Source organism: Bartonella sp. CL162QHHD, from assembly GCF_042195435.1.
GTDB lineage: Bacteria > Pseudomonadota > Alphaproteobacteria > Rhizobiales > Rhizobiaceae > Bartonella.
Map to the genome: position 1 here is coordinate 32,163 of NZ_JBHIOG010000015.1, position 26,064 is coordinate 58,226.

Sequence of the window (26,064 nt, forward strand, 5' to 3'; positions counted from 1 at the left end):
GACAAGAATGTTAAGGCCTTTTAAAAAGGGGCATGTTGTTTTATTGGTGATGCTTTTTATGCTAGATATGCGTGTTGTTGTAGCAAAGGAGCCCATAGAGATTCCTGTGCATCCGATTCCTTTAGAAATACATACAAAGCAAGGTCCGGTTTTTTATAAGGTAGAGATTGCTTTTACGCCAGCTCAAGCAGCAGCTGGTTTAATGTATCGAACTGATTTTCCACGCGATCGTGCAATGCTCTTTAAGCAGCTAAAAAGTTCTCAATCGGGAGATGAGCAGAAAATTTTTATGTGGATGGCAAATACCCCTTTACCTTTAGATATGATTTTTTTAAACTCTGAGGGAATTATTGTATCGATTGTTGAAAATACTTCTCCATTTTCAACAAAGACCATTTCATCAGAAGTTCCTGCAGCTTTTGCACTTGAGATTAACGCTGGTGAAGTTTCTGAAAAAAAGATACAAAAAGGGCAACGTGTTATTCATCCTGTACTTTGTGGAAAGTGCAATAAAAAATGACCGCTGAAGATATTCGTTTTTTTGAATATAATGGTTTGCGATTTGCTTATCGAGAAGAAGGGCAGGGCGCGCCTATTTTGTTGATCCATGGTTTTGGATCTTCTGCACGGGTGAATTGGTATGCAACGGGTTGGTTCCGTATTCTCACTGAAGCAGGATATCGTGTTATTGCTCTTGATAATCGCGGTCACGGAGATTCAGTTAAAAGTTATGATCCTGTCTTTTATACACCTCAAGCTATGGCTGGCGACGCTGTAAAGTTACTACAGCATTTAGAGTTATCTAAAGCTCATGTTATGGGATATTCTATGGGGGCTCGTATTAGTGCTTTTATGGCTCTTTTGCATCCAACATATGTACACAGTGTTATTTTTGGTGGTTTAGGTATTGGTATGGTGACGGGAGCAGGAAATTGGGAGCCCGTTGCTGAGGCCCTTTTAGCAGAAGATATTTCCACCATTACCAATGCACGCGGTTTAATGTTCCGTAAATTTGCAGATCAAACGAAAAGCGATAGACGTGCTCTTGCTGCTTGTATCATCACATCAAAACAGGAGTTAACGGCGTCTGAAGTTTACAAAATCAAACAACCAGCACTTGTTGCTGTTGGTTCATTAGATGAAATTGGCGGTGCTGCAGAGCCATTGGCAGCCTTGTTGCCTTGTGGTGAAGCTATATCAATTCCTGATCGAGATCATATGCTTGCTGTAGGCGATAAAGTTTATAAAAAAGGTGTTATCGATTTTCTTTCTCGTTATCCTATAAAATAAGAATTCTTCATAGCTTTTAGAATTTACAGAAATACCCAATATTTTTATCTCGTATAAATTAAAAAAGCTTATTTAAAAATCTTTCTTTTGTGACATAAGTTTTTATAAAGAATGAAAAGAAAAATAAACTCTTATTAGCTTATTTTGTATATTTTTCAGAGATGTAACTCTTCTAAGATTAGATAATTATACTTTAAAAGTTATTAAAAAGAATTATTTTTGAATGATGTAATAAATATTTTTTGCTAAAAAATGTAGTTTTAAATAAAAAAATATTGTTATTTATATTTTTTATAAAAGGAACAAAATTATAAATTATTGATCAATTTATTCTTACGAATATGCATTCTAAATACAGATGCTAAAATTGGAGATAAAGTAAAATTATTAAAAATATACAGTTTTTTTGCCATTTTTTAATCTATACGGGTATATTTAATAATGATAGACTCTTTTTGTAAACGTTCTTTATGAATTTATAAAGAACGTTGTAAATATATGTAACATTAAGTAAATATTCAGATTATGCTTTTTTACTGACTTTACAGAATCATAAGAGTGTCTTATTTGCGCGACACGCAATTATTTTAATCGTTTCAAAAAACAGGAGAGCATAGTGAATGCTGATGAAATAAAAAAACTTGATAATTATTTTAAAAATATATTCCAAAACTCAGCATTGCAAGTCAGAGCACGGCCTAAAAAGAGTGATTCTTGTGAGGTTTATATGGGAGATGAGTTTTTAGGCATTATCTATCGAGATGATGATGAAGAAGAGCTCTCCTATAATTTTTCAATGGCTATATTAGATATTGATTTAGAAAATTGATTTGTTATTCATAGTTGAATGAAGTCTTTTTATCCCATAAGATTTATATAAGTTTTAACGCTTTAAAGCTCGTATGGTTATTTCGTGCAATAATAAGATGGTCATGGATAATAATGCCTAATGCATTTGCTGCATCTTTTAATCTATATGTCATTGTTATATCTGCATCAGAGGGGGTGGAATCGCCAGAAGGGTGATTGTGGACTAAGATAAGTCCTGAGGCGGATAACTCTAAAGCGCGAGAAATAACTTCACGAGGATAAACAGGGGTATGATCAATGGTTCCAGTTTGTTGCACCTCATCAGCAAGCAAGCCGTTTTTCTTATCAAGAAATAAAATACGAAATTGTTCACGTGTTTCGTGAGCCATAACAGCTTTACAATAAGCTAAAACTTTATCCCATGATGAAAAAATATCGCGTTTAAACAATTGCGCACGAGCAAGACGTCCAGCAACATCTGAAATAATTTTTAAATCAATTGCAGTGGCGGGACCACATCCTGGAATTTCTTGAAGTCGGTGAATGTCCGCTCCCAACACATCAGCTAATGAACCAAAACGCGCTATCAAATTTTTAGCTATGGGTTTTGTGTTTGCACGGGGTATTGTGCGAAAAAGCAATAATTCAAGATACTCATAATCTTCAATTGCATTTCCTTTTGACTTTAAATAGCGCTTCCGAAGACGTTCACGATGTCCTTGATAATGTTTATGAAGCTGTGCGTTTTTCTGAGGCTCTTCACTTTTTCTTTCTGATACTGGGGTGAGTGGAGAACTCGATGTTAATGCAAAGTGATTACTTTGAGTACCTTCCTTTTGATTTAATTTTTTAGCCATAACATCTCTACGTTGCGTTAGGTATGCGAATTTGGAATATAAAAAATATTTTTAGGAGATTGCGTAAATATTTCATATCCTTCATTTGTCACACCAATTGTATGTTCATATTGTGCTGTCAGAGAACGGTCACGGGTAACAGCAGTCCAACCGTCAGATAAAATCTTAACTTGTGGTTTACCAAGGTTAATCATAGGCTCAATTGTAAACATCATACCTTGTTTTAATTCGACTCCTTCTCCAGGGTTTCCATAATGGAGGATATTGGGAGCATCATGAAAAAGCTGGCCGATACCATGTCCGCAAAAGTCTCTCACAATTGAACAGCGTTCAGATTCTGCATACTGTTGAATGGCTGCCCCGATATCACCTGTCGTTGCTCCAGGCTTAACGACAGCGATTCCTTTCATAAGACTTTCATAGGTTATTTTTAGCAAGCGTTCTGCTGCACGCCTAATTTTTCCAACAGGATACATTCGGCTTGAATCCCCATGCCAACCATCAAGGATAAAGGTTACATCAACATTTACAATATCACCTTCTTGCAAAGGTCTTTTATTGGGAATGCCATGGCAGACAACGTGATTGATAGATGTACAGCATGAATGGCTGTATCCATGATAATTTAGATCAGCAGGAAGTGCTCCTCGCTTAGCTCCAAAAACGAATACAAAATCATCAATTTCTTGCGTAGTAACGCCCGGCTTAATAATATCCGTAAGCGCATCAAGGCATTCTGCAGCAATACGACCAACTTCACGCATTTTAGCAAAAGCATAATCATCGAAAATGCGGATTTTTCCATTAAATTTTAAAGGGATTTTATTATATTCGATATACTCAGTCATTGTTTCTTCTATTTTCTATTTTTACTCTCTGAATCGGAAAAATGCCTTCTACACTTACATGACACTTTACAGCATAACATTCTACCCCTGATTTTAATGCTAAATCAAACTTACGTCCATAGAGTGGATCAAGATCATGACAAATTGTAAAAGCTGTGCAATCTTCTCGTTGAATAATATAAAGCATAGCAGCTCGTTTTCCTTGTTGTACAACTCCTATGAGCTCATCAAGGTGACGTGCACCACGTTTTGTTTCGCTATCAGGAAATTCTGCTAATCCTTTCTGACGAATAAAATGAACATTTTTGACTTCTAGGTAACAATCAGGAAGAATGTCATCTTGTAAAAGAAAGTCAATTCGTGATTGTGTCCCATAGCGTTGTTCTTTTAAAATTGTTTTATATCCACTTAATTCTGGTAGTAATCCGTTTTGAATTGCCTCTAACGCAAGCTTATTGGGTAAAGAAGTATTAATGCCAACCAAAGTATTATCGGCTTCAATAATTTCTAATTGATAGGCATATTTTCGTTTGATGTCGTTATGATAAGAAAGCCAAATATTGGAGTTGAAAGCTGTTAATCCAAGCATTGATCCTGTATTAGGTACAGACACGGTGAGGACATGCTGATCATCTTGTTGAACATCTGCAAGGAAACGTTTATAACGACGGATAAGCTTTGCAGGAAAAAGTTTGGGAATAAAGTGCATATCCCTTTTTAGGATTTATGATTTCATAATTCAACTGAGATTATGATTTGCAGGGGCTGTTTCCTATTAAAAGTAGATAAAATTGATGTAAAAAACGCTACGATATTGTTCACTTTAATGGCTTTTAAAATTTATTATTAGGTTTAGAAACTATTATCTTTGAATGAAAAGATAACATTGTCTATAATTTATTATTAAACAGCATTAGAGTATTGTGAAAAAGGTTTCGTAAAAAATAGTGGAGAGGGAGATAGTTTAAGTGAAACTAGGTAAGATTGATGGCAGGAACGAATAAGAATCGTGAAAATTTAACAAATGGTCCCATTATTATTTTAGTTGAACCGCAGCTTCCTGAAAACATTGGTATGGTCGCAAGGGCAATGGCGAATTTTGGGCTTTCTAAGCTTCGATTAGTCAAACCTCGAGAAATGTTTCCAAATGAAAAAGCTAGAGCTGCTGCAAGTAAAGCTGATCATGTCATTAACAATGCTGTGATTTTTAACACATTGCGTAATTCAATTGCAGATTTACACTATGTTTTTGCCACAACAGCACGTGAAAGATGTGGATTTAAAACTGTAAAAAGTGCTGTCGAAGCAGCAAGCGTATTACGTCAGCGTGAAAGTATCGGACATAAGACAGGTATTGTCTTTGGAAGAGAGAGATGGGGACTAGAAAATGATGAAATCAGCCTTGTTGATGAAATTATTACTTTTCCAGTTAATCCTGCTTTTGCGTCACTTAATATTGCGCAAGCGGTTCTTTTAATGTCTTACGAATGGATGAAAACTGGTTTAGAGAATGTCAGCGATACGGCATTTCGTGCCGCAGAGATGGAACCTGCAAATAAAACAATATTTCATGGTTTTTTATCTCAGTTAGAAGAGGCTTTGAATATCCGTGGGTATTTTAGACCCCCAGAACGCAAAGAAGTAATGATTGCAAATTTGCGCTCTGTTTTTACGCGCGCTAACTTTAGTGAACCTGAGGTTCGTTTATTGCGAGGCATTATATCTTCTTTGGATCATTTTTCGCCACAATATCCACGGGGGAGTAGAGCACCTGAAGAACGTGATCGTAAAAAAATTAAAAATAAGTGTGAAAACTAATGGATGAACGACCTGTTCTTTTTTTTGATAGCGGTATTGGTGGTTTAACAGTGTTTAGGGAAGCGCGTATTCTTATTCCTGAAATGCAATTTATCTATGTTGCTGATGATGCAGGATTTCCTTATGGAAATTGGAAAGAAAATATTTTGAAAGAGCGTATTTTGAAGATTTTTACAAATCTTTTAACACGCTACAATCCAGCTTTATGTGTGATTGCTTGCAACACTGTTTCTACACTGATGATAGCAGATTTACGACAGAATTTTCCTCATGTCCCTTTTGTAGGAACGGTTCCTGCAATTAAATCAGCTGCAGAACAAACAAAATCTGGTTTTATTTCCGTATTAGCGACTCCAGGAACAGTTAAACGTGCTTATACAAATGAATTAATTAACTCTTTTGCTGGACAGTGTCATGTTCAGCTTGTGGGAAGTAAAAAGCTGGCTGGACTTGCTGAAGATTATTTACGGGGAAAATCTATCGATTCAGAAGAGTTAAGAAAAGAAATCCTGCCATGTTTTGTGGAAAAAAATGGACAATATACGGATGTTATTGTTTTAGCCTGCACACATTATCCTTTTTTGATTAATTTCTTTCGTGAACATGCTTTATGGTCCGTTGAGTGGATTGATCCGGCGAAAGCGATCGCCAAACATATCAGATCTTTATTACCATTGTCGGGAAAAATACACCATCAATATATAAAGAAATATCAAGATTTTGCGTTGTTGACATCTAAAAATATCACTTCTTTAACGGAGAATTTGTTTAAAGGATTTGGCTTAAAACTCATGAAAGGAGTTGACTTTGGGTTACGAGACCAATAATGATGATCTGGCTATTTTTTCAAGAAAATAGCATTAATTGACGTGTCCCGTGGATAACTTTGCATATTGATATGTTAAGGTATTCTGTCAGTCTTTAGTATTTAAAGGCAGAGGAGGGCGCGTTTCCTTGGGATCTTAAGATCTCGTGTTTTATTTTATAAGGAAATGCGATGAGTAAACGCGAAACAACAAAGTATAAAATTGACCGTCGTATGGGAGAAAATATTTGGGGGCGTCCAAAATCTCCTGTCAATCGTCGTGATTATGGTCCAGGTCAGCATGGACAGCGTCGTAAAGGAAAACTTTCTGACTATGGGGTGCAGTTGCGCGCTAAACAGAAATTGAAAGGGTTTTATGGAGATATTTCAGAAAAACAATTTCATAAAACCTATGAAGAGGCTGCTCGTCGACGGGGCGATACTGGCGAAAATCTTATCGGTCTGTTAGAATCACGTTTGGATGCTGTTGTTTATCGTGCAAAATTCGTACCTACGATTTTTGCTTCTCGCCAATTTATCAATCACGGTCATGTTAATGTCAATGGGCGGCGCACAAACATTCAATCTTATCGTTGTAAACCAGGTGATGTTATTGAGGTTCGGGAAAAATCGAAACAACTTGTTTTAGTGTTAGAATCAGTGCAATTGGCAGAACGTGATGTCCCTGATTATATTGAAGCAGATCATAAACAGATGAAAGCAACCTTTACGCGTATTCCTGCTTTTGCAGATGTTCCTTATGCTGTGCAAATGGAACCTAATTTGGTTGTTGAATTTTATTCTCGATAATTTTTCTGTAAGAGAAATTGTTTCTCTCTTCTAGTATGATAACTTCAAAATATTGTGTTATTCTTACAATATTTGAAGTTAATAAGTTCTTTTTGTAAATGGTTCTATATTAAGTTTATTGCTATGTTTTATAGTCATAAATTTGTATAGTTCCATTTCTTTTTTGTGTATCTAATTTATAAATTCAAAAAACATAAATGTAAGCTTGCTTTAATATTTTTTTATCTTTGCAAAACGAGCTGTTTATTGTGCAGGATATGGTATTATGAATGATGTTCCAGTTGAATATCAAGTAATAGAAGAAAACGAAGGGAGAGATGATCCTTTAATAAGCGAAGCAGATAATTGTCATCCAATGTTTCGTGTTGCTCCTTCAAGCGTAGAATTTAATAAATTACGCAAACGACTTTTACGTCATATGCGACAAGCTTTGGATGATTTTTCTATGCTCTCTACAGGAGAAAAATGGCTTGTTGCTTTATCGGGTGGAAAAGACTCTTATGGTTTATTAGCGCTTCTTTTAGACTTAAAGTGGCGAGGTCTTTTATCCGTTGAAATTCTTGCCTGTAATCTTGATCAAGGGCAACCAGGATTCCCTAAGCATATTCTTCCAGACTTTTTAAGTTCTTATAAAATTCCATATCGTATTGAATATCAGGATACTTATTCCATTGTTACAGATAAATTGGCAGAGTCGCAGACATATTGTTCACTTTGTTCTCGATTACGACGTGGTAATCTCTATCGTATTGCACGTGAAGAGGGATGTTCTGCATTAGTTTTAGGTCATCATCGTGATGATGTTTTAGAAACATTTTTTATGAATTTGTTTCACGGTGGCCGATTAGCTGCCATGCCTGGAAAACTTAAAAATGATGAAGGAGATCTTTTTGTGTTACGTCCTCTTGTTTATGCTGCTGAGGAAGATATGGAAAAATTTTCTCAAGCAATGCAATTTCCGATTATTCCTTGTAATCTTTGCGGTAGTCAAGATGGTTTGCAACGTAATGCCATGAAAGAAATGCTGAAAAATATAGAAAGACAAATGCCAGGACGTAAAGATACGATGATTCGCGCTTTAACAAATGTACGCCCAAGTCATTTGCTTGATAAGAAATTCTTTGATTTTAAAACGTGTTAATAATAATTAGATATTTAAAAAAAATACGTTCAAAGAGTTTAAGATAAGATACTTATTTATAATGATAATTTATTGTTTTTTTAATTTAGATACGTCAGATTGTTTTGTTTCAAATTCTCTTATATTGCATCTATAAAAAACATCTGCCTGCATATCACAAAGGAAATTCTCGTGTGCATCAAACTCTCTTGAAAAAATTTTTCTTTCACTAACCAATGACTGTCGCAATATCAAAAATAGGAAAATAGTACGATTGTTGATTTGCTCTTTTGTTAATTAAAAATAGTGAACCTTGTGGATTTTATTTTATTCTGTTGCGCCGCCATCACCGTCATTTAAGGTATTAAATTAAGAGAATATATAACTGCTTGATATTTTGGGAGTGTATAGCAACACTCAGGGCAAGAATTGCTCGTAAATTCTCATGAAGTGAGTTACATAAGTGATCAAGTTCGATTGTGAGTAACCGACCTTTTATAAACCAATGCTGATAGAAATCTTCATCATTGAGGACAGAGAAGGAGTTAAATTTTTAAACGGCTATACCATAAAGGTCATAGGCATCCGATTGTTCGATTTTAACGGTGACAAATTCACCAACACGCAGTGGGCGTCGTGATGATATATGGACAACACCATCTATTTCTGGAGCATCGTACTGACTCCGTCCTTTGGCAACTTTTCCTTGACTTTCATCAATAAGAACTTGGAGTCTTTTTCCAATTTTTTTCTTTAAAAGATATGTAGAAATTTGTTGTTGTTTTGCCATAAAACGATGCCAGCGGTTTTCTTTCACCTCTTCAGGAATATTTTCTAATCCCAAATCATTTGCGGCAGCTCCTTTTACTTCTTCATATTTAAAGCACCCAGCGCGTTCAATTTTTGCTTCTTCTAGCCATTCTAGAAGTATATTAAAATCTTCATTCGTTTCACCAGGAAAACCAACAATAAATGTTGATCGCAAAGTAAGATCTGGACAGATTTTCCGCCATTTTTCAATTCTACGGTTTGTTTTTTCCATAAGTGCGGGACGCTTCATGTGACGCAAAACAGCCGGTGATGCATGCTGAAAAGGAATATCCAGATAAGGAAGAATTTTTTTTGCAGCCATAAGTTCGATAACTTCATCAACATGGGGATAAGGATAAACGTAATGCATACGTACCCAAATACCCATATCGCCTAGTTCGCGACAAAGATCAAAGAATTTCGTTTTGATTGTACGATCTTTCCAAGAATTTTCGAGATATTTAAGATCAACACCATAAGCACTCGTATCTTGTGAAATAACCAAAAGTTCTTTTACACCCGCTTGCACGAGTTTTTCAGCTTCACGAAGAACATCGCTGATGGGACGTGAAGTGAGATCACCACGCAGAGTAGGGATGATACAAAAACTACACTGGTTAGAGCATCCTTCAGAAATCTTTAAGTAGGCGTAATGGCGAGGTGTTAAACGAATACCTTGGGGAGGAACTAAATCAAGAAAAGGATCATGAATTGGAGGAATTGCTGTATGAACAGCTTCTATAACGCTTTCATAAGCTTGCGGTTTTGTAATAGCCAATACATTAGGATATGTTTGGCGAATAGCATCAGGATCAGCACCAAGACACCCTGTTACAATAACTTTTCCATTTTTTTTAAGAGCTTCATCAATATTGGCTAATGATTCTTTCCTTGCCGAGTCAAGAAAACCACAGGTATTCACAATAACGACATCAGCTCCTTGATGTTGACGTGAAATCTCATACCCTTCGGAGCGAAGGCGTGTAATAATTCGCTCAGAATCTACGAGTGCTTTTGGGCATCCGAGGGAGACAAAACTAATACGAGGTGCTACCATGATGATCCTACAATTACTATGAATGATTCAGTTACGTTTTTATTAACTTAAAAATAATGTTCTTTATTTTTATACCTATGCAATACAGTCTGTTACAAAGTTATTTGATTTTTTTCTACAAAATTTTATGTGTTTTTATGCATGCATACAATTTTGTCTTATTATATCGTAAAATTCCATCATTGAGGACGAGGATATAAGGCTGCTTTCTTAAAAGCATTCAAGTTCTTTTCAAAGTACGTGGTGAATATTTTAAAGCTTACTTGCCAAGCCTTGCATAAGTGAAGAACATGGAGGGAAGGGAAAGTGAAATCCGCTCGATAAGGATCTGGATTGTTTATAAACCGAATTGGGGGCATCCTTTGGCTGTGGAGAAGAAGTCAATTGCATGTGGCACAATAAAAAAATACTCAACAGCTTCTTATTGCGATATATATCACGTACTATAAGGTTTATTTTTTAATATTTGCGAATAAGTCCGGTAAGTTTGCCTTGTATTTCTACACGCTCGGATTCGTATGTCCGTACTTCATAATGAGGATTTGCAGCTTCTAATGCAATAGAAGCTCCTTTGCGTCGATAACGTTTTAATGTTGCTTCTTTTTTATCAATAAACGCAACAATAATTTCACCTGTTATTGCTGTATTTTGACGTTTCACAATGATCGTATCTTTATCAAAGATACCAGCCTCCATCATAGAATCATCTTTAACTTCTAATGCGTAGTGCTCACCTGTATTAACCATATCGAGTGGAAGAGAAAGGCTGTTTATTTGCTGCAGTATAGCAGAGGCGGGTACGCTTGCAGAAATACGTCCCATAATAGGAATGGTGATATTTTTTTTTTCTTCTTCATCAAAGGGACTCAAGCTTTTTGATATTTCCCTTTTATTTCTTTCTATTATACTGGGAGAAATTTTACGTGCTAAAGAAAGGTTAAATGTTATTTTCTCAGGAAGTCGAATTACCTCCACAGCACGAGCACGATTAGGCAAACGACGTATAAAACCTCTTTGTTCTAAGGCTATAATGAGCTTATGAATACCAGACTTTGAAGAAAGTTCTAATGCATTTTTCATTTCTTCAAAAGAAGGAGGAACACCAGTTTCTTTTATATGGTTATGAATAAACAAGAGTAGCTCATACTGTTTACATGTTAGCATTCAATATTCCAATCAAAATAATAAAAATTAGTAAAGTAAAAATACATGTATATATAACACTTTTACAATTTTTATCGCCAAATCAAAATTATTTTCTTTGTTTTTGATCTTATCGTTTAATAAAGTAATATGTTTATTTATAGATATATTTAAATTATTATTTATATACTATATAGCTACATTAATATTAAATAATGTATAAAATACTTTATAGTTCTGACTGAATTATCTAACACCAAATTTTATGACCAGTATTATCCTTTTCTTCTAAAAATATATCTACATGTTTTGTAATTTCTGATATAAAAAAGTTAAATAGAAGGCATTCTATATATTTAGAACTCTCTATGGGTATTTAAAATCATTTTACATACTGCATATTATTTCTGCTTTTTTATTCTTAGTAAAATTATCTACAGCTCTAATAGTGAACACAATTTATAGTCATTCGAGATATTTTCAATGAGACTAAATTTTTGCTTCATATCTACTTTATTCTATAAGATAAACTGGCTTTCGTTATATATTCATTATGCATAAATAAAATTATACTCTCAAAATGCCATTGTTGCTCATTGTTCCATTTTCAAGTCTAACGTGTCAACTGCTATATACTATTTTCATGAACCCTAATGTTGCGATAAATTTTGATTATTGAAAGGAGGCATAAAAGGTATTTTCATTTCTTTTTTATAGTTTTATTCTCTCACTTATATTGGTCAAGAAAATGCTTTTTATTGTTTCAATATAAAAAAGATTTGAAATGAGATAAGCTTACAGTATTTGAGACTTATCACTCAAGTGAAAAAATGATAAATTATTATAAATCAATATATTATCTTATAAATCTGTATTTATATTTGAAAATTGAACACTAAGATATAAAAAATAATATTATAATAAAAGGTATTTTTTCTTCTCTACCCATTATGCTCAACAACCCATGTGAGGGGAAGGGGGTAATTTCTCATAATTTTAACGCTTCGAATCTATGCAATATTTTGCAGTGAAATTTTTCCTTTATTGAAACTTCAAAAATAAGATTAAAGAGTACTTATACAATGATGAAGTAAAGGGGTGAAAACGAAAAATTATTGATAATTGAAGAAAATAATAATATTTTTCTCCAAAAGGTGTTGACCAAATGGAAAGTCAACCGTATGTTCCCTTCACTTTCTACAAATTAGATAGTGTGCAAACTAGATAGCTTGTATGAGAGCGCGTAGCTCAGCTGGTAGAGCAACTGACTTTTAATCAGTAGGTCCAGGGTTCGAATCCCTGCGCGCTCACCAAATTTAAATTAATATCAATAGGCTATAAAAAATTTAAGAATCTTTCTTGTTTTTATTCTTTTTGAAGTTTTTTGTTGATTCTATAACCTGTCATTTTCTATCAGCTGTTTTGAAATAGAGCGATGCTATGCTGTCTCCTGTCCAACAAAAAAGAGCTTTAAGATTACGATAGGATTGTACCTGCGTTGGCAGCACATGTGGTTTCTAATTTTCTCAATCTATAGGTTGATTTTTTAATACCCACTGCATTACATGATTCGCAAAACAAGTTGCTAAAATCACCACTTATTCACACTTTATATTATGAAATGACTTTTCTATAAGATGTTGATTTATTTAATTTTTACTCTTTTTAACATCTACTATAGTACATTTATTTCTTATGAAGATCATAAAAAGGTTAACAATACGTTAATTTCTTGATAGAAGGGGCCAATTCAAGAGTGGTATATGCGCGAGGGGAATCATTTAAAAACGTAAATTCTTCCGTTGCGTACAAAAAGCGTGACGTGGTTTTTACAGTAGTACTTAACAGAAATAAGTGGACTGAATAGATGCCTTCAAATAGAAAAAAGAAATTTACTTTTATGATTAAACCAACACTTCAATTGTTTTCTATGATCGTCATTTCTCAGTCACTGGTATCTTGTTGCGCAAGCCAAACTATGAATTTTTCAATAAAAGATTCCTATCATAATAAACCAATTAACGTAAACACTTCTGTACTACCTCAACAAGTATCTAATAAGAAGAATCAATCGGAAGAAAAAAAGCGTGGACGAGCGATTGTTGGTAAACCTTATCAAATAAAAGGAAAGTGGTATTATCCTCAAAGTGATCCAACTTATAAACGTGTTGGCGAAGCATCATGGTATGGTTCAGATTTTCATGGACGTTTAACTGCCAACGGTGAAATTTATGACATGAATCTTTTGACTGCTGCTCATCCTACAATGCCTTTACCTAGCTATGCTCGTGTTACTAATTTGAAAAATGGATCTTCAATCGTTGTTAGAGTGAATGATCGCGGACCTTTTATGAAAGACAGAATCATTGATTTATCAAGGCAAGCTGCGACAATACTGGGGTATGTAGATAGGGGGGTTGCAGATGTTAAAGTAGAATATATTGCTGAAGCACCTGTTGGCTATTATGATGGTGCATATTTAATGTCCTCTTATACTCCTGGAAATGCTGCCCCATATTCATTAGCGTCGGAAAATATTGCGAAAAAAAGAGAAACTGTTTTGTTAAAAGAGCAGCGCAATACAGGAAACAAAAAAGAATTAGCTAAAGCAGCTGCTGTTGAACAAGAACAACGTAATAAAACTGTTGCAGTTAAATTGCCAGAAATTGGTCCTATCATGGTTGATAAGCCGATACCATTTGATCAAGTTGCTTCTATAAATAAGCTAAACAAAAAAACAAAGGTCAATTGGCTACAACTGTTTTAAGAAAAAATGCATTGATTTTTTATCTATATAATTTTCTAGTAAAAAAGGTAAGAACTTACGGATTTAGTGTAAGATTTTCATCTTAAAGCGCGTTGTCCTTTTCAAAAAGCGTGGTGGGGTGCTATTATTATAAATTCAGTACGGCCTTTCTACTCCATTGCTGGTCTATTCGTCGTTTTATGATATTGCTTGCTTAATAAAGCGCGTACTTTTCTTACTGTAATAGCTTTTGCTAGACGAAGGTAGATTATTGTATCAGTCTGTTTGTGTAATCTCCAAAACAACTGTACAATCAATTTGAGAGGAACAAAAAGCTTAACAAGTAAAAAAATATTTTATTTTGATTCGGCCTTGCATCTTTCCAAAGTATCCACGGTAATATCTTATGAAGAGATTATATATTACCTCATGCTTTTGTTTATCATGTTCTTTAATGGAGTAAGTTCCCTCACGAAAAACAGAGCGTCTCAAACAAAATACGCTTACATTGCCAATTCACGGACTTATTTAAAAGAGACATACTTCAACACGCTACAGGTCTATTTTACGACAGCGCCTGTGAATGGCATAACTGTAACGCCTTTAGATATCACCATCTTCACACTTATGAAGATATAAACCGACACCGTCATACACTTTGCAAGCCCCAATGTTTTATGCGATAATTCTTAACACTTGAGAGGTTGATAAGAAGTATTTTTACTCTCTTTTTTAATAATCTTTATCTATATACGAACCCTACTTATGATGCGTAAGCAAGCGATTTTATTGAATTCAATATGAGAGGAAATATAACGAAAGAATCTTACAGTATTTTGAATCAGATCCACGTTAAAAGATTATAATTTATCATAATAAATCAATGTACTATCAATATAAAACAATAAATAAAAAAATCTTTTTGTCTTTCATACTTTAAAAGATTAAAATGAATCTACGTGGAAGATAAAAAGTGCAGCATATTACTTTTGTTAACGCTGAATAAAAATAAAATCTTTTCTTGAGTTGTCAATAATTCCTCAATTTGCGGAAATAAAAAAGTTTTTTCCTATATAAGATTCTTTATGTTAATCTTTGGGATGGGAGGAGCAGCTATGTACACAATATTAAGGATCTTATTGACCTTATGGGGGATATTGGTATTTGTCATGTGGGGGAGAGCACAAGATTTTCAAATTTCTGCTTCACAATTGTTATTACTCGATGATGATACAGAGACAATACTTTATGAAAAACAAAGTGATATTCCTTTTTTTCCTGCTTCATTAGCAAAATTGATGACAGTGGAAGTCGTATTTCATCACTTAAAGGAGGGACTGTTAAAGAGTACGCAGAAATTCAAGGTCAGTGAAAATGCTTGGCGCAAAGGTGGAGCACCTTCCGGTACAACCACTATGTTTGCAAAGATAAAGACAGAAATCAGTGTTTCTGATCTTTTACGTGGTTTAATTATTGTGAATGGAAATGATGCTGCTATTATTCTTGCTGAAGGAATATCGGGAGATGAAGCTCATTTCACAAAGTTGATGAATCAGCGCGCAAAAATAATCGGATTATCTCAGAGTCATTTTGTTAATGCAACAGGGTTACCCGAAGAGGGACAATTTGTAACTGTGCGTGATATGATTATATTAGCACGTCATATTGTTCAGGAATATCCGGACTATTATGCACTTTATTGTGAGCCTCATTTTACATGGAATAATATTTTTCAACGTAATAAAAATCCTCTTATTTCTAAGGAAATTGGTGTAGAAGGATTTGGTTTTGGCTACAGTGAAAAAGAAGGTTTTTCAATGGTTGCCACCATTTCTAAAAATCATCGACGTCTTTTTTTAGCAATCAATGGTTTGCAAGATGGTAAAAAATATACAAAAGAAATAGAACGCATTCTTCAATGGGGAATGACGGCTTTTGATCTCAAAACGATTTTTACAAAAGAAGAAACGGTTGGTCGTGCTTCTGTTTATGGTGGTACGCAAAATTTTGTTCCACTCATTGTTAAAACACCAATAAGTTTTATGCTTTCGAATGAAAAAAAAGTAAATGTTAAAGCAAAAATTAAATATCATGGTCCATTGAAAGCTCCCATCGTTTCTGGGCAATCAGTTGGCGTTATTCAAATTTTAGAAGATAAAAAGGTTCTTCTGGAAAAACCAGTTTTTGCCGGAATGAATGTTCAGGAAGGAAGTTTCTTTGCAAAAGTAAAAAATGCATTCTATGAAATAACAATTGGATGGTTACGAAAATATTTGTAGTTACGCGCTAATAAGGTTAAGATCATACGTGTCAGGTTATTTTATTACATTTGAAGGAGGGGACGGGGTAGGGAAAACGGTGCAGATTTCTTTACTTGCTGAGTCTCTCTCACACCAAGGTTATGATGTTGTCACAACACGAGAACCAGGAGGAACACCAGGAGCAGAAGCAATCCGGCATATTTTGTTGTCGGGGCAGGCGCGACAGTATGGACCGTTGATTGAAGCTGTTTTGTTTACAGCTGCACGTGTCGACCATGTTACTGAGGTTATCGCACCTTCTTTGCAAAAAGGTAAAATCGTTTTATGTGACCGCTTTATTGATTCTACACGCGTTTATCAAGGACTCAATGATACCGTCAGTTCTTCTCTTCTTTCTGTTTTAGAGTGTATTGCGCTCAATGGTATTTTGCCTCATTTAACATTTTTATTAGATATGCCTGCAATGTGTGGTATGAAGCGTGCAAATTTGCGAAGAAAAAAAACAGAAGAAATTGATTATTTTGAAAAAGATCTGTTGGAAATTCAAGAACAAAGGCGTCAGGCTTTTCTTCAATTGGCCAAACAGGAACCCCATAGATTTCGAGTTATTGATGCCACTGGCTCAGTGGAAGCCATTGCTCATCAAATAAAAAATATTTGTCATCAGGTATTGTTGGATCAGCTTTCATGAGTAATGTAAATACCTTACGCCAATATGATGATATTGATACAATTTTATCACCATCCCAGAACAATGTTATCTTTGGTCATGAGGATGTGCGTCATTTTTTGACACAAATGCTTAAAGAAGAGCGTTTACATCATGCATTATTATTTGAAGGAGAATATGGGATTGGAAAGGCTACATTAGCCTTTCATCTTGCTTGGAACATTTTAAGTTTTCAACAGAGTGCTTTCTTGAAACCCGATCCTTATTCTACCCCATGGCGCCAAATTACACAAGGAAGTCACCCTGGTCTTTTGTATATTTCACGTCGATTTGATGTGAAAACGCAAAAGTTTAAAACAGGAATACTCGTTGATGATATCCGTGATATTATGCATTTTTTAAGCCGAACATCACAAGAAAATGGATGGCGTATAGTTATTGTTGATTCTGCAGATGATATGAATAGAAATGCAGCAAATGCAATTCTTAAAATACTTGAAGAACCACCTACAAAAACGTTATTTGTTATTATCGCGCATTCTTCTGGCAAATTGCTCCCAACAATCCATTCACGGTGTCAAAAAATCTCTTTTCGTCCCTTGAATAACGATGAAATGAAAAAAGTTATTACACATATTTTCGCCAATCAGGATTTACCTGATGAGAAAACAATTGAAATGATTATTGAAAAATCTAAAGGAAGTCCTCGAAAAGCTGCTTTACTTGTTTGCCATGGCGGTTTTGAAATTATTAAAACAATTGATGCTCTCCTAGAGAAACCTGTTTGTAACGCAATGATTGTACATACTCTTGCACAAACATTTTCATCTGTTTCTTCTACATTCCAATTTCAACAATTTTGTGATGAAATTCTTAATAAAATTCAAAAAAAAGCTATCATGCTCGTTGAAAAGGGAGACTTATTTCTCTCAAAAAAATATGCGGAAAAATGGCGGGAGATTCATCAAGAAATAGAGGAAATACAACTGTTTAATCTCGATAAAAAGCAGTTTGTTATTAACTTGCTTTTTAAAGTTCATAAGATCATTCATGAGGATTAGTTTTTCCGTGACAATGCGATAAACAAACGTTATGTCATAATATCTTTTATTTATAGCGTTTTACAACGAGTATGACATGCGTGACACATATTACATAACAACTCCCATTTTTTATCCTAATGGTGCTCCACATATTGGACATGCTTATAGTGCAATTGCAAGCGATGTTTTAGCCCGCTTTCAACGGTTAAACGGAAAAAATGTATTTTTTCTTTCTGGTACAGATGAGCATGGTCTCAAGATGCAACAAACCGCAGCTGCATTAGGCATGACACCTCAGCAGCTTGCAGATCGTAATAGTGCGGTGTTTCAAAAAATGCTTGCAGTATTAAATTGTTCTAACGATGATTTTATCCGTACGACAGAAGAACGCCATTATCAAGCTTGTCAAGAAATTTGGAAAAAGATGGAAGCAAATGGCGATATTTATCTCGGTCGTTATACGGGGTGGTATTCGGTTCGCCAAGAAGCCTATTATGAAGAAAAAGATACGGAAGTTGGACCAGACAACATCCGTCGTGAGAAGGAATTAGGCTCTCCAGTTGAATGGAATGAAGAAGAAAGTTATTTTTTTAGACTTTCTCATTATGAAAAGGCTCTTCTTGAATATTATGAAAAACATCCTGATTTTATTGCTCCATTTGAGCGGCGTAATGAAATTATAAGTTTTATCAAATCAGGTTTAAAAGATATCTCTATTTCACGCGCAAGTTTTAACTGGGGAATTGCTGTTCCTGAGAATCCAAAGCACGTGATGTATGTCTGGGTTGATGCGCTTACAAATTATCTATCAGCAATAGGTTTTTTCAATGAAAATTCAAAAAAACGTGATTTTTGGCCTGCAAATACGCATATTATTGGTAAGGATATTATTCGTTTTCATGCAGTCTATTGGCCGGCATTTTTAATGTCTGCTGGAATTGAATTGCCTAAAAATATTTTTGCACATGGTTTTTTACTTAATCGTGGTGCAAAAATGTCAAAATCTATTGGAAATGTCGTTGATCCTTTTGAAATGGTTGAACACTATGGTCTTGATCAGGTCCGTTATTTCCTTCTCCGTGAAGTGCCATTCGGACAAGATGGTAGTTATAGTCATGAAAGCCTTGTGAACCGTATTAATGCTGATCTTGCTAATGATCTTGGTAATTTAGCACAGCGCTGTTTGTCTATGATTGCCAAAAATTGTAATGCACAAGTCCCGAAACCAGCTTCATTTTCAGCTCAAGATAAACAGCTTTTAGAACAATCTCTTCAAGTACTTGAAACTGTACACCAAGCTATGTCTTCTTATAGTATGCATTTAGCACTTTCAGCTATTTTTTCAATTGTAGCAGATGCCAATCGCTATTTTGCCAACGAACAACCTTGGAGTTTACGTAAAAATGATCGAGAGCGATTTTCTACAGTTCTTTATATAACTGTAGAAATCTTGCGGAGAATAGGAATTATGCTTTTGCCTTTCATACCCCAATCAGCAGCGAAACTTCTTGATAGCCTTGCGGTTGCTGAAGATGATCGGTTATTGTATCATATAAGTCATTCAAAAATTCAAGAAGGGCTTGATCTTCCACCACCAGAACCAATTTTTCCTCGTTATATCTTGAAGAAAGAAGATACTCATCATGTTGATTGATACACATTGTCATCTTGATTTTGAAGATTTTTCACAAGATTTGGATAATGTTATCCAACGGGCTTTAGATGCTGACGTTAAACGTATGATAACAATTTCAACCCATGTTTATAAGTTAGATAAGCTGTTAGCCATTGCGCAAAGCTATGATCAAGTCTTTTGTTCCGTTGGAACACACCCCAATCATGCGCATGAAGAACAAAATATTACAGCGGAAGAGCTTATACAGCTCTCGAATCACCCTAAAATTGTTGCGTTTGGGGAAGGGGGACTTGATTATCATTATGATTATTCTACTCCAGAAGAGCAAAAGAAAGTTTTTCATGAACATATCATTGCTTCTCGAGAAACACAGATTCCTCTTGTTATACATTCACGCAATGCCGATATCGATATGGAGAAAATATTACGTGAACAGACAAAAGAAGGAGCTTTTCCCTTTATCCTTCATTGTTATTCGTCTGGAATGCAACTTGCTCGTGCTGGAATTGAACTTGGTGGTTATATTTCTTTTTCAGGTATTCTTACTTTTAAAAACGCATTTGAAATCCGTGAAATAGCAAAAATTGTGCCCCATGAGCATTTGTTAGTGGAAACAGATGCTCCATTTTTAGCACCTAGTCCCCATCGGGGCAAAACAAATGAACCATCTTTTGTATGTTATACAGCAGCTGTTTTGGCTGAAACAATTGGCTTAAGCATTGAAGAAACAGCTCAAATAACAACGCGTAATGCTTTTCGTTTATTTAGCAAAATGAAATAAGGCAAAAGATATGTGTGATCAATACCGATTTACAATATTAGGTTGTGGTCCTTCTCCAGGAGTGCCAAGACCTAATGGTGATTGGGGAACATGTGATCCGAATAACCCTAAAAATAAACGCTACAGAAGTTCTTTATTAGTTGAACGTATTAAACCTTCAGGAGGCAAAACAACGATCGTTATTGATACAGGTCCAGATTTTCGCTCACAAATGATCGATGCGCGTGTAAGCCATCTTGATGCTGCTCTTTACACGCATTCTCATGCAGACCATATCCACGGTATTGATGATTTACGCAGCTATGCACTTGCACAAAAATGTTTAATAGATATCTATGCCGACAGATTTACACTAGAGCATCTCAAAAGTGCTTTCGGATATTGTTTTCAAACTCCAAAAGATTCATCTTATTCTCCCATTTTAAAAGAGCATCTTATCAATGAAGATAGCCAATTTATTATTCAGGGGCAGGGCGGAGAAATAAGCGTCAATACACATTTACAACACCACGGAAACATTCATTCCTTAGGTTTTCGGATTGGGAATGTTGCCTATTGTACGGATGTTAGTAAATTTCCTGAAAAAACTTTATCCAAATTAATGGATTTGGATGTTCTCATCATTGAAGCTCTTCAATTTAAATCCCATCCGAGTCATTTTTCTGTTGATCAAGCATTACAGTGGATAGAATATTTAAAGCCAAAACAAGCAATACTCACACATATGGACAGATCGCTGGATTACAATAAGGTTATAAATTACGTTCCATCCTATGTAAAACCTGCATATCAAGGTCTTACTTTTGAAACAGATGCATAAGCTTATTATGCGCAATATTTTAAGTTAAATAAAATACTTTTAAATTTATCCTTTATTTTATTTCATTTCTGACATATTTAGTGTTTTTTATGTCAAAAATGAGGCTTTTATGTATAAGAATTTTAAGCGGGGTGTATGTATTGTGGTTTTAGCGGTTTCCTTAACAGCATGTGGGGGGCGTTTAGAAAAAAATATTGCAACGACAACATTACATGACGGATCAATGAGTTGTGCCGATATTCAACGGGAGTTTTTTGCTAATAAACGTCAGATTAATGATACAATTGCAGAGCGTTCTAAAGCAAGAAATAAGAACGTGGCTTTAGCAGCAGCAAGTGTTGTATTTGTACCTGCTTTGTTTTTTATGGATACTAAATCCAGTGAAAGTAATGAAATTTCGGCTTTAAACAATCGTAATGCTGTTTTGAGTGATCTTGCACGTATGAAACGTTGTAAAATAATGCAATAATTTTCCTTATTTTATTATACGTAATTTCATTATCACTATTTTTGGTCTTTAAGGAATATACCTTAAAGACCAAATTTTATTTTAAAAGTAAATTGTATGATATAAATATTATGATGATGTTTTAAAGTAGGGTTTTCTTTTTGGATAAAGGATTTATCTTCTGCATCATATTATCGCATAATATATATTATGGAACTTTATAGAAGAAGTATATCTAGCATCAGCGCTTTGAAGAACGAATCTTTAAAATGAGCTACTTAAGTTAGCTAAGATTGAAAATCGAGCCTGTTATTCTGGCTCGAAAATTTCAATCACAATGTTTTTTATTTTTTACTCTTTTAAAAAAAATCATCACAATTTGTAGTGCTATAAAAGCTAAAAACAATATTCCATGAAATAATGATACAAATGGCTGATAAATAAAATCGGAATAATACATTGTTATTGCTTCAATCAATGCTGCAATACACCACACAATGATGCCCCATAGTGAATACATCCAAAGTCCAACTAAGGCAATAGGATAGAGAATAGCCAATATAACTGATGCAAATTGCCACTGCCAAGGCATAAGATCAAAACGCCATAGAATACCTGGAAAAACACCAACAAGGCGTATCCAATAACAAATACCTAGAACTAAGCAAATAAGTGCCAAAAACCGTAAGTAACAGTTATAGATTAAATTGATTTTTGAAATATGTTTGTGAGAATTATTTTTCACAATAATAACTCTTGTTCAACAGGTTGGAAGTAAGAATCTACCATTTCATCTGTCACATTTGAAAGTTTATCTGGCTGCCATTGAGGTCTTTTATCCTTATCGATTAACATAGCACGTATACCTTCATAAAAATCATGTGAATGAATCATATGATGCGCTATGCGGTTTTCAATTTTCATACAATCTTCCAACGTTTGAGATGAATTTTGTTTCATTTGTTTCCAGATAACTTTTAAACTTGTCGGGGAACGTGACTGCAAAATATCATAACATTCTTTAGCAAATAAAACATCTTCATTGCTTTTTTTATGTAGCAACTCAAGACATTCTTCTAAGCTATGGGCACTAAAACAACTGTTAATAATACAACGTATTTCATGACTTGTTTCATAGTCTTTTGTAATTGCTCGCTCGTTTAAAGCTAAAGTGGGATCTCCTTGCTCAATAACAGCTTTTCTAATCATATCGAATTCAGTTTCAGCAACGGCGTGTGTTGCTAATCCTAAATTTAAGCAATCTCCCCACTTTATGCGTGCGCCCGTTAATGCAAGATAGATGCCAAAATGATTGGGAAGAGATGGTAAGAAAAAACTTGCACCTACATCTGGGAAAAATCCAATCGCACCTTCTGGCATAGCAAAAACTGTATTTTCTGTAACAATTCGATGCGAACCATAGAGAGAAATACCGACCCCTCCTCCCATCCAAATACCGTTTAAGAAAGCAATGTAGGGCTTTGAAAAATGTTTAATATAAGCATTTAAGCTATATTCATCCCTAAAGTATTGACAAGCAGCAACACTTTTCCCCATATGATAGATTTCTACAACATCTCCACCAGCACAAAAAGCACGCCCCTCCCCTTCAATTAAGACACAAGAAACATTATCATCTGTTTCCCATATTCTGAGAGCTTTTTTTAAAGCTGAAACCATTCGTTGATTAAGAGCATTTAATGCTGAAGGACGTGTGAGCTTTATAATACCAGCTCGCCCTTCTTTCGTAAAAGAAATATCATCATCTGCTCCAAAATTAATTTGCATCTCACACCCTTCTTAAAACAACTATTTCATTGTTTTTTTTATATTTTTTTCCCCAAGTTGAGGAAATATTTGCATGATTGCACCAATACAATATATATAAATTCCTGTTACCGAAATTCCTATTTTAACCCAATAGGGAGCCTCTAGTTGATAAAAGAAGGCAGAAATACCAAAAAAACACCATAAGAGAAAAATGGGAAAATTAACCCTACGTAAACGAAGGACTCTTACTGGATGAATAAAATAAATTGGCAAAAAAGATATAATCGCCGATAAAACAATAATGATAAAAGTAATCCACTCTCCTGGTCTGACGACAAAAAGCGTAAAAATCATCATATTCCAAACAACAGGAAATCCTTTAAAAAAATTTTCTTTGGTTTTCATACTAGTATCTGCATAATAAATAGCAGATGAAATAACAATAATTGCACTCAATGAAAATGATAACCCTACCCCCATAAAACCACTTTGATAGAGTGCAAAGGCAGGAATTAAGACATAAGTCACGTAATCAATAATATTATCTAACAGCTCTCCAGACCATGTTGGAAGAACGTATTTAACATCAAGTTTACGTGCAATTGGTCCATCTATACCATCAACGAGAAGAGCAAGCCCAAGCCAACAGAACATAGCTGTCCATTCTTTTTGAGAGGCTGATATAAGAGAAAGAAACGCTAAAAATGATCCCGAAGCTGTTAGTAAATGAACAGAAAAGGCCTTTGCTTGTGGCATTGTTACTTTTTTATGGCGTAATAATTTAGCATTTGTTTTGATTTTCTTTGTTAGTTTACGTTTCAAGTTTTTCTTATCCTCGTTTTTAAAGTCTTCAACCATCTATCAATACGCCATTTTTTACCGATGATATAACTCAGCATTTTAAAAAATCATAAAAAGGTTACTTTTTTATATCGCATTATTTATTACATACTATAATAGAAGAGCTTCATATAATAAAAAGAGAGCGATCATTTGGAAATGTTAAAATATTTTCTCAATGGAGAAAGGTTCAAGTCATTGTGATATTTGAAAAGGAAGAGCATAAAGATATTGCTGTTATTGGTGCAGGCCCTGTCGGAATGTTAGCGGCGCTGAGTCTTGCACATGAGGGGCTTTCTGTTTTTCTTGTTGGGCCCCCTGCTCATACAGATGAGTTACGGACAACTGCTCTTATGATGCCTGCAATACGCATGCTTCAAAAACTCAATATTTGGGATAATCTTCAAAAACATGCAGCAGCTTTATCTTCCATGAGAATTATAGATATAACTTCTAGAATTGTGCATGCTCCTACGGTGCATTTTTCTTCTGCTGAAATTGGTGAAAAAGCTTTTGGCTATAATATACCTAATGTAAAATTGAACAGTGCTTTAGTCGATGCTGTTACACATACGCCTAATATTACAAGATTTGTTTCTGCAGCCAAATCTGTTCATCACACAAAAAAACATGTATGTATTACTCTTGCTGATTGTAGAGTCATTCAAGCACCACTTGTTATTGCAGCTGATGGACGTCACTCTCTTACACGTGCCGCAGCAGGGATAAGTGTCAAACAGTGGAATTATCCACAAAAAGCACTTGTTCTCAACTTTTCTCATGAGTTTTCTCATCAAAATACATCAACCGAATTTCATACAGAACACGGTCCATTTACACAGGTTCCACTACCAGGACGAAGATCTAGTCTTGTATGGGTTGTTCATCCTTCCCGTGCTGAAGAATTATTGAATACAGAACCAAAAACAATTGCAAAAATGATCGAAAACAAAATGCAATCAATGCTTGGAAAGCTAAGCTTAGAAACATCAATTCAAGCATGGCCGCTTTTCGGACTTCTTTCTCGTCATTTTGCTGCTAATCGAACAATTTTAGTCGGTGAAGCCGCTCATGTTTTCCCCCCTATTGGGGCACAAGGATTGAATTTAGGATTCCGTGATGTCCAAACTTTAATTGATATTTTACCTAATAAAATATCCAATTCTAACTCTGAAATGATTGTTGCACATTATAACAAATGTCGCAAACCAGATATATTAATCCGAAGTGGAGCTGTTCATACACTGAACTCTGCTCTACTTTCTCATATGTTGCCTGTTCATATCATACGAAGCATTGGGCTTGGTTTGTTACATAGTTTCCCACCATTACGTAATTTATTTATGCGCGAAGGAATGTATCCGGGTTATGGATTCAAGGAAATTATGCAAATATCTCCAACAAAATCATCAAAACAGCCCTACTGAACAATAATGGACAATAACGTAAAATAAAAAAATAATAAATTGCATTTTGCAATCATATCATATTACTGATGCAAAAAATATCTTTGTTCTTTCTAGGAAAGAAAAAATTATTATATATATTTAGCATATTGATATGAAATAAGATAAAACTTAATTATAGACTAAAGCTTAAATTGTAAAGATATCTTGCTAAATCACATCTGTTAAATTTTGCACTATAAAGAAAATGAAAAATAATACCGTTTTTAAAGAGT

Annotated in this window: 23 protein-coding genes, 1 tRNA gene and 2 pseudogenes; 17 read left to right on the top strand and 9 right to left on the bottom strand. The window is 34.6% G+C overall.

Annotation, left to right across the window (positions count from 1 at the left end; translation table 11 throughout):
• The first annotated feature begins 7 nt into the window (after window positions 1-7).
• The 3 genes from ACFILD_RS01375 (at window position 8) to ACFILD_RS01385 (ending at window position 2,119) form a co-directional block, all read left to right on the top strand.
• Window positions 8-520 carry a DUF192 domain-containing protein gene (locus ACFILD_RS01375; RefSeq protein WP_375637617.1) on the top strand — a complete coding sequence of 171 codons (513 nt, stop codon included), beginning with the start codon at window positions 8-10 and terminating at the stop codon, window positions 518-520.
• Window positions 517-1,290: an alpha/beta fold hydrolase gene (locus ACFILD_RS01380; RefSeq protein ID WP_273791033.1), complete on the top strand. Its 774-nt coding sequence runs from the start codon at window positions 517-519 to the stop codon at window positions 1,288-1,290. The genes ACFILD_RS01375 and ACFILD_RS01380 overlap by 4 nt, the downstream gene beginning before the upstream one ends.
• Before the next feature lie 616 nt (window positions 1,291-1,906).
• Window positions 1,907-2,119 carry a DUF3126 family protein gene (locus ACFILD_RS01385; RefSeq protein ID WP_375637619.1) on the top strand — a complete coding sequence of 71 codons (213 nt, stop codon included), beginning with the start codon at window positions 1,907-1,909 and terminating at the stop codon, window positions 2,117-2,119.
• Between the two features lie 43 nt (window positions 2,120-2,162).
• On the opposite strand, the gene radC is transcribed toward ACFILD_RS01385, so the two are convergent.
• From radC to sfsA, 3 genes are read right to left on the bottom strand one after another with little or no spacing between them, the layout of a single operon-like run.
• Complete coding sequence (radC, locus tag ACFILD_RS01390) at window positions 2,163-2,957, bottom strand: DNA repair protein RadC (RefSeq protein ID WP_273791035.1); 795 nt, start codon at window positions 2,955-2,957, stop codon at window positions 2,163-2,165.
• 17 nt (window positions 2,958-2,974) lie between these two features.
• Window positions 2,975-3,805 (bottom strand): type I methionyl aminopeptidase, encoded by an 831-nt coding sequence (gene map / locus ACFILD_RS01395; protein WP_273791036.1) that lies wholly within the window; start codon window positions 3,803-3,805, stop codon window positions 2,975-2,977.
• Window positions 3,798-4,514 (bottom strand): DNA/RNA nuclease SfsA, encoded by a 717-nt coding sequence (gene sfsA / locus ACFILD_RS01400; RefSeq protein WP_273791037.1) that lies wholly within the window; start codon window positions 4,512-4,514, stop codon window positions 3,798-3,800. Before sfsA ends, map begins: the two co-directional genes overlap by 8 nt.
• A 278-nt stretch (window positions 4,515-4,792) precedes the next feature.
• On the opposite strand from sfsA, the pseudogene ACFILD_RS01405 reads away from it, so the two are divergent.
• The 4 genes and pseudogenes from ACFILD_RS01405 (at window position 4,793) to ttcA (ending at window position 8,379) form a co-directional block, all read left to right on the top strand.
• A pseudogene (locus ACFILD_RS01405) lies at window positions 4,793-5,630 on the top strand (RNA methyltransferase).
• Window positions 5,623-6,450 carry a glutamate racemase gene (murI, locus tag ACFILD_RS01410; protein WP_375664666.1) on the top strand — a complete coding sequence of 276 codons (828 nt, stop codon included), beginning with the start codon at window positions 5,623-5,625 and terminating at the stop codon, window positions 6,448-6,450. The pseudogene ACFILD_RS01405 and the gene murI overlap by 8 nt, the downstream one beginning before the upstream one ends.
• A 170-nt stretch (window positions 6,451-6,620) precedes the next feature.
• Window positions 6,621-7,238, top strand: coding sequence for a 30S ribosomal protein S4 (rpsD, locus tag ACFILD_RS01415; RefSeq protein ID WP_273722651.1), 618 nt, complete (start codon window positions 6,621-6,623; stop codon window positions 7,236-7,238).
• Window positions 7,239-7,503: 265 nt separating this feature from the next.
• On the top strand, window positions 7,504-8,379 hold the full coding sequence (gene ttcA, locus ACFILD_RS01420) for a tRNA 2-thiocytidine(32) synthetase TtcA (protein ID WP_273791040.1): 876 nt from the start codon (window positions 7,504-7,506) through the stop codon (window positions 8,377-8,379).
• 532 nt (window positions 8,380-8,911) lie between these two features.
• Here the strand turns inward: ttcA and rimO are convergent.
• Window positions 8,912-10,225 carry a 30S ribosomal protein S12 methylthiotransferase RimO gene (gene rimO / locus ACFILD_RS01425; RefSeq protein WP_273791041.1) on the bottom strand — a complete coding sequence of 438 codons (1,314 nt, stop codon included), beginning with the start codon at window positions 10,223-10,225 and terminating at the stop codon, window positions 8,912-8,914.
• Window positions 10,226-10,684: 459 nt separating this feature from the next.
• On the bottom strand, window positions 10,685-11,389 hold the full coding sequence (gene lexA / locus ACFILD_RS01430) for a transcriptional repressor LexA (protein ID WP_273791042.1): 705 nt from the start codon (window positions 11,387-11,389) through the stop codon (window positions 10,685-10,687).
• 1,216 nt (window positions 11,390-12,605) lie between these two features.
• Here lexA and ACFILD_RS01435 point away from each other — a divergent pair.
• A tRNA-Lys gene (locus ACFILD_RS01435) sits at window positions 12,606-12,681 on the top strand.
• 90 nt (window positions 12,682-12,771) lie between these two features.
• On the opposite strand, the pseudogene ACFILD_RS01440 reads toward ACFILD_RS01435, so the two are convergent.
• A pseudogene (locus ACFILD_RS01440) lies at window positions 12,772-12,958 on the bottom strand (hypothetical protein); the annotation flags it as partial.
• A 277-nt stretch (window positions 12,959-13,235) separates the two neighbouring features.
• On the opposite strand from ACFILD_RS01440, the gene ACFILD_RS01445 reads away from it, so the two are divergent.
• The 8 genes from ACFILD_RS01445 (at window position 13,236) to ACFILD_RS01480 (ending at window position 21,794) form a co-directional block, all read left to right on the top strand.
• Window positions 13,236-14,135 (top strand): septal ring lytic transglycosylase RlpA family protein, encoded by a 900-nt coding sequence (locus ACFILD_RS01445; protein WP_375631127.1) that lies wholly within the window; start codon window positions 13,236-13,238, stop codon window positions 14,133-14,135.
• A gap of 1,094 nt (window positions 14,136-15,229) precedes the next feature.
• On the top strand, window positions 15,230-16,393 hold the full coding sequence (locus ACFILD_RS01450; protein ID WP_375664667.1) for a D-alanyl-D-alanine carboxypeptidase family protein: 1,164 nt from the start codon (window positions 15,230-15,232) through the stop codon (window positions 16,391-16,393).
• A 28-nt stretch (window positions 16,394-16,421) separates the two neighbouring features.
• Entirely contained in the window at window positions 16,422-17,066 is a 645-nt protein-coding gene (gene tmk, locus ACFILD_RS01455) for a dTMP kinase (RefSeq protein ID WP_273791046.1), read from the top strand.
• Entirely contained in the window at window positions 17,063-18,106 is a 1,044-nt protein-coding gene (locus tag ACFILD_RS01460) for a DNA polymerase III subunit delta' (RefSeq protein WP_375611915.1), read from the top strand. The genes tmk and ACFILD_RS01460 overlap by 4 nt, the downstream gene beginning before the upstream one ends.
• 76 nt (window positions 18,107-18,182) lie before the next feature.
• Window positions 18,183-19,742 carry a methionine--tRNA ligase gene (gene metG, locus ACFILD_RS01465; RefSeq protein ID WP_375637624.1) on the top strand — a complete coding sequence of 520 codons (1,560 nt, stop codon included), beginning with the start codon at window positions 18,183-18,185 and terminating at the stop codon, window positions 19,740-19,742.
• On the top strand, window positions 19,732-20,505 hold the full coding sequence (locus tag ACFILD_RS01470) for a TatD family hydrolase (protein WP_273791049.1): 774 nt from the start codon (window positions 19,732-19,734) through the stop codon (window positions 20,503-20,505). The genes metG and ACFILD_RS01470 overlap by 11 nt, the downstream gene beginning before the upstream one ends.
• Window positions 20,506-20,515: 10 nt before the next feature.
• Window positions 20,516-21,325, top strand: coding sequence for an MBL fold metallo-hydrolase (locus ACFILD_RS01475; protein WP_375631133.1), 810 nt, complete (start codon window positions 20,516-20,518; stop codon window positions 21,323-21,325).
• Between the two features lie 109 nt (window positions 21,326-21,434).
• On the top strand, window positions 21,435-21,794 hold the full coding sequence (locus ACFILD_RS01480; protein WP_375613428.1) for a hypothetical protein: 360 nt from the start codon (window positions 21,435-21,437) through the stop codon (window positions 21,792-21,794).
• Window positions 21,795-22,101: 307 nt separating this feature from the next.
• Here the strand turns inward: ACFILD_RS01480 and ACFILD_RS01485 are convergent, their stop codons facing one another.
• Genes ACFILD_RS01485 through pcsA form a run of 3 tightly spaced genes read right to left on the bottom strand, consistent with a single transcriptional unit; the run spans window position 22,102 to window position 24,401 of the window.
• On the bottom strand, window positions 22,102-22,518 hold the full coding sequence (locus ACFILD_RS01485) for a DUF6163 family protein (RefSeq protein WP_375664668.1): 417 nt from the start codon (window positions 22,516-22,518) through the stop codon (window positions 22,102-22,104).
• Window positions 22,515-23,561, bottom strand: a complete 1,047-nt coding sequence (locus tag ACFILD_RS01490; RefSeq protein ID WP_375664669.1) for an enoyl-CoA hydratase/isomerase family protein — start codon at window positions 23,559-23,561, stop codon at window positions 22,515-22,517. Before ACFILD_RS01490 ends, ACFILD_RS01485 begins: the two co-directional genes overlap by 4 nt.
• Window positions 23,562-23,582: 21 nt before the next feature.
• Complete coding sequence (gene pcsA, locus ACFILD_RS01495; protein WP_375664670.1) at window positions 23,583-24,401, bottom strand: phosphatidylcholine synthase; 819 nt, start codon at window positions 24,399-24,401, stop codon at window positions 23,583-23,585.
• A 182-nt stretch (window positions 24,402-24,583) separates the two neighbouring features.
• Here pcsA and ACFILD_RS01500 point away from each other — a divergent pair, with 182 nt between their 5' ends.
• The gene (locus ACFILD_RS01500) at window positions 24,584-25,810 is read left to right on the top strand and encodes a UbiH/UbiF family hydroxylase (RefSeq protein WP_375637628.1); all 1,227 of its coding nucleotides are present in this window, start codon (window positions 24,584-24,586) and stop codon (window positions 25,808-25,810) included.
• Window positions 25,811-26,064 lie beyond the last annotated feature (254 nt).

Excerpts from the sequence above, each read along its gene's own strand:
- ACFILD_RS01375 (WP_375637617.1), top strand. The coding sequence starts at position 8 with ATGTTAAGGCCTTTTAAAAAGGGGCATGTTGTTTTATTGGTGATGCTT.
- ACFILD_RS01380 (WP_273791033.1), top strand. The coding sequence starts at position 517 with ATGACCGCTGAAGATATTCGTTTTTTTGAATATAATGGTTTGCGATTT.
- radC (WP_273791035.1), bottom strand. The coding sequence starts at position 2,957 with ATGGCTAAAAAATTAAATCAAAAGGAAGGTACTCAAAGTAATCACTTT.
- map (WP_273791036.1), bottom strand. The coding sequence starts at position 3,805 with ATGACTGAGTATATCGAATATAATAAAATCCCTTTAAAATTTAATGGA.
- sfsA (WP_273791037.1), bottom strand. The coding sequence starts at position 4,514 with ATGCACTTTATTCCCAAACTTTTTCCTGCAAAGCTTATCCGTCGTTAT.
- murI (WP_375664666.1), top strand. The coding sequence starts at position 5,623 with ATGGATGAACGACCTGTTCTTTTTTTTGATAGCGGTATTGGTGGTTTA.
- rpsD (WP_273722651.1), top strand. The coding sequence starts at position 6,621 with ATGAGTAAACGCGAAACAACAAAGTATAAAATTGACCGTCGTATGGGA.
- ttcA (WP_273791040.1), top strand. The coding sequence starts at position 7,504 with ATGAATGATGTTCCAGTTGAATATCAAGTAATAGAAGAAAACGAAGGG.
- rimO (WP_273791041.1), bottom strand. The coding sequence starts at position 10,225 with ATGGTAGCACCTCGTATTAGTTTTGTCTCCCTCGGATGCCCAAAAGCA.
- lexA (WP_273791042.1), bottom strand. The coding sequence starts at position 11,389 with ATGCTAACATGTAAACAGTATGAGCTACTCTTGTTTATTCATAACCAT.
- ACFILD_RS01445 (WP_375631127.1), top strand. The coding sequence starts at position 13,236 with ATGCCTTCAAATAGAAAAAAGAAATTTACTTTTATGATTAAACCAACA.
- ACFILD_RS01450 (WP_375664667.1), top strand. The coding sequence starts at position 15,230 with ATGTACACAATATTAAGGATCTTATTGACCTTATGGGGGATATTGGTA.
- ACFILD_RS01460 (WP_375611915.1), top strand. The coding sequence starts at position 17,063 with ATGAGTAATGTAAATACCTTACGCCAATATGATGATATTGATACAATT.
- metG (WP_375637624.1), top strand. The coding sequence starts at position 18,183 with ATGCGTGACACATATTACATAACAACTCCCATTTTTTATCCTAATGGT.
- ACFILD_RS01470 (WP_273791049.1), top strand. The coding sequence starts at position 19,732 with ATGTTGATTGATACACATTGTCATCTTGATTTTGAAGATTTTTCACAA.
- ACFILD_RS01475 (WP_375631133.1), top strand. The coding sequence starts at position 20,516 with ATGTGTGATCAATACCGATTTACAATATTAGGTTGTGGTCCTTCTCCA.
- ACFILD_RS01480 (WP_375613428.1), top strand. The coding sequence starts at position 21,435 with ATGTATAAGAATTTTAAGCGGGGTGTATGTATTGTGGTTTTAGCGGTT.
- ACFILD_RS01490 (WP_375664669.1), bottom strand. The coding sequence starts at position 23,561 with ATGCAAATTAATTTTGGAGCAGATGATGATATTTCTTTTACGAAAGAA.
- pcsA (WP_375664670.1), bottom strand. The coding sequence starts at position 24,401 with ATGGTTGAAGACTTTAAAAACGAGGATAAGAAAAACTTGAAACGTAAA.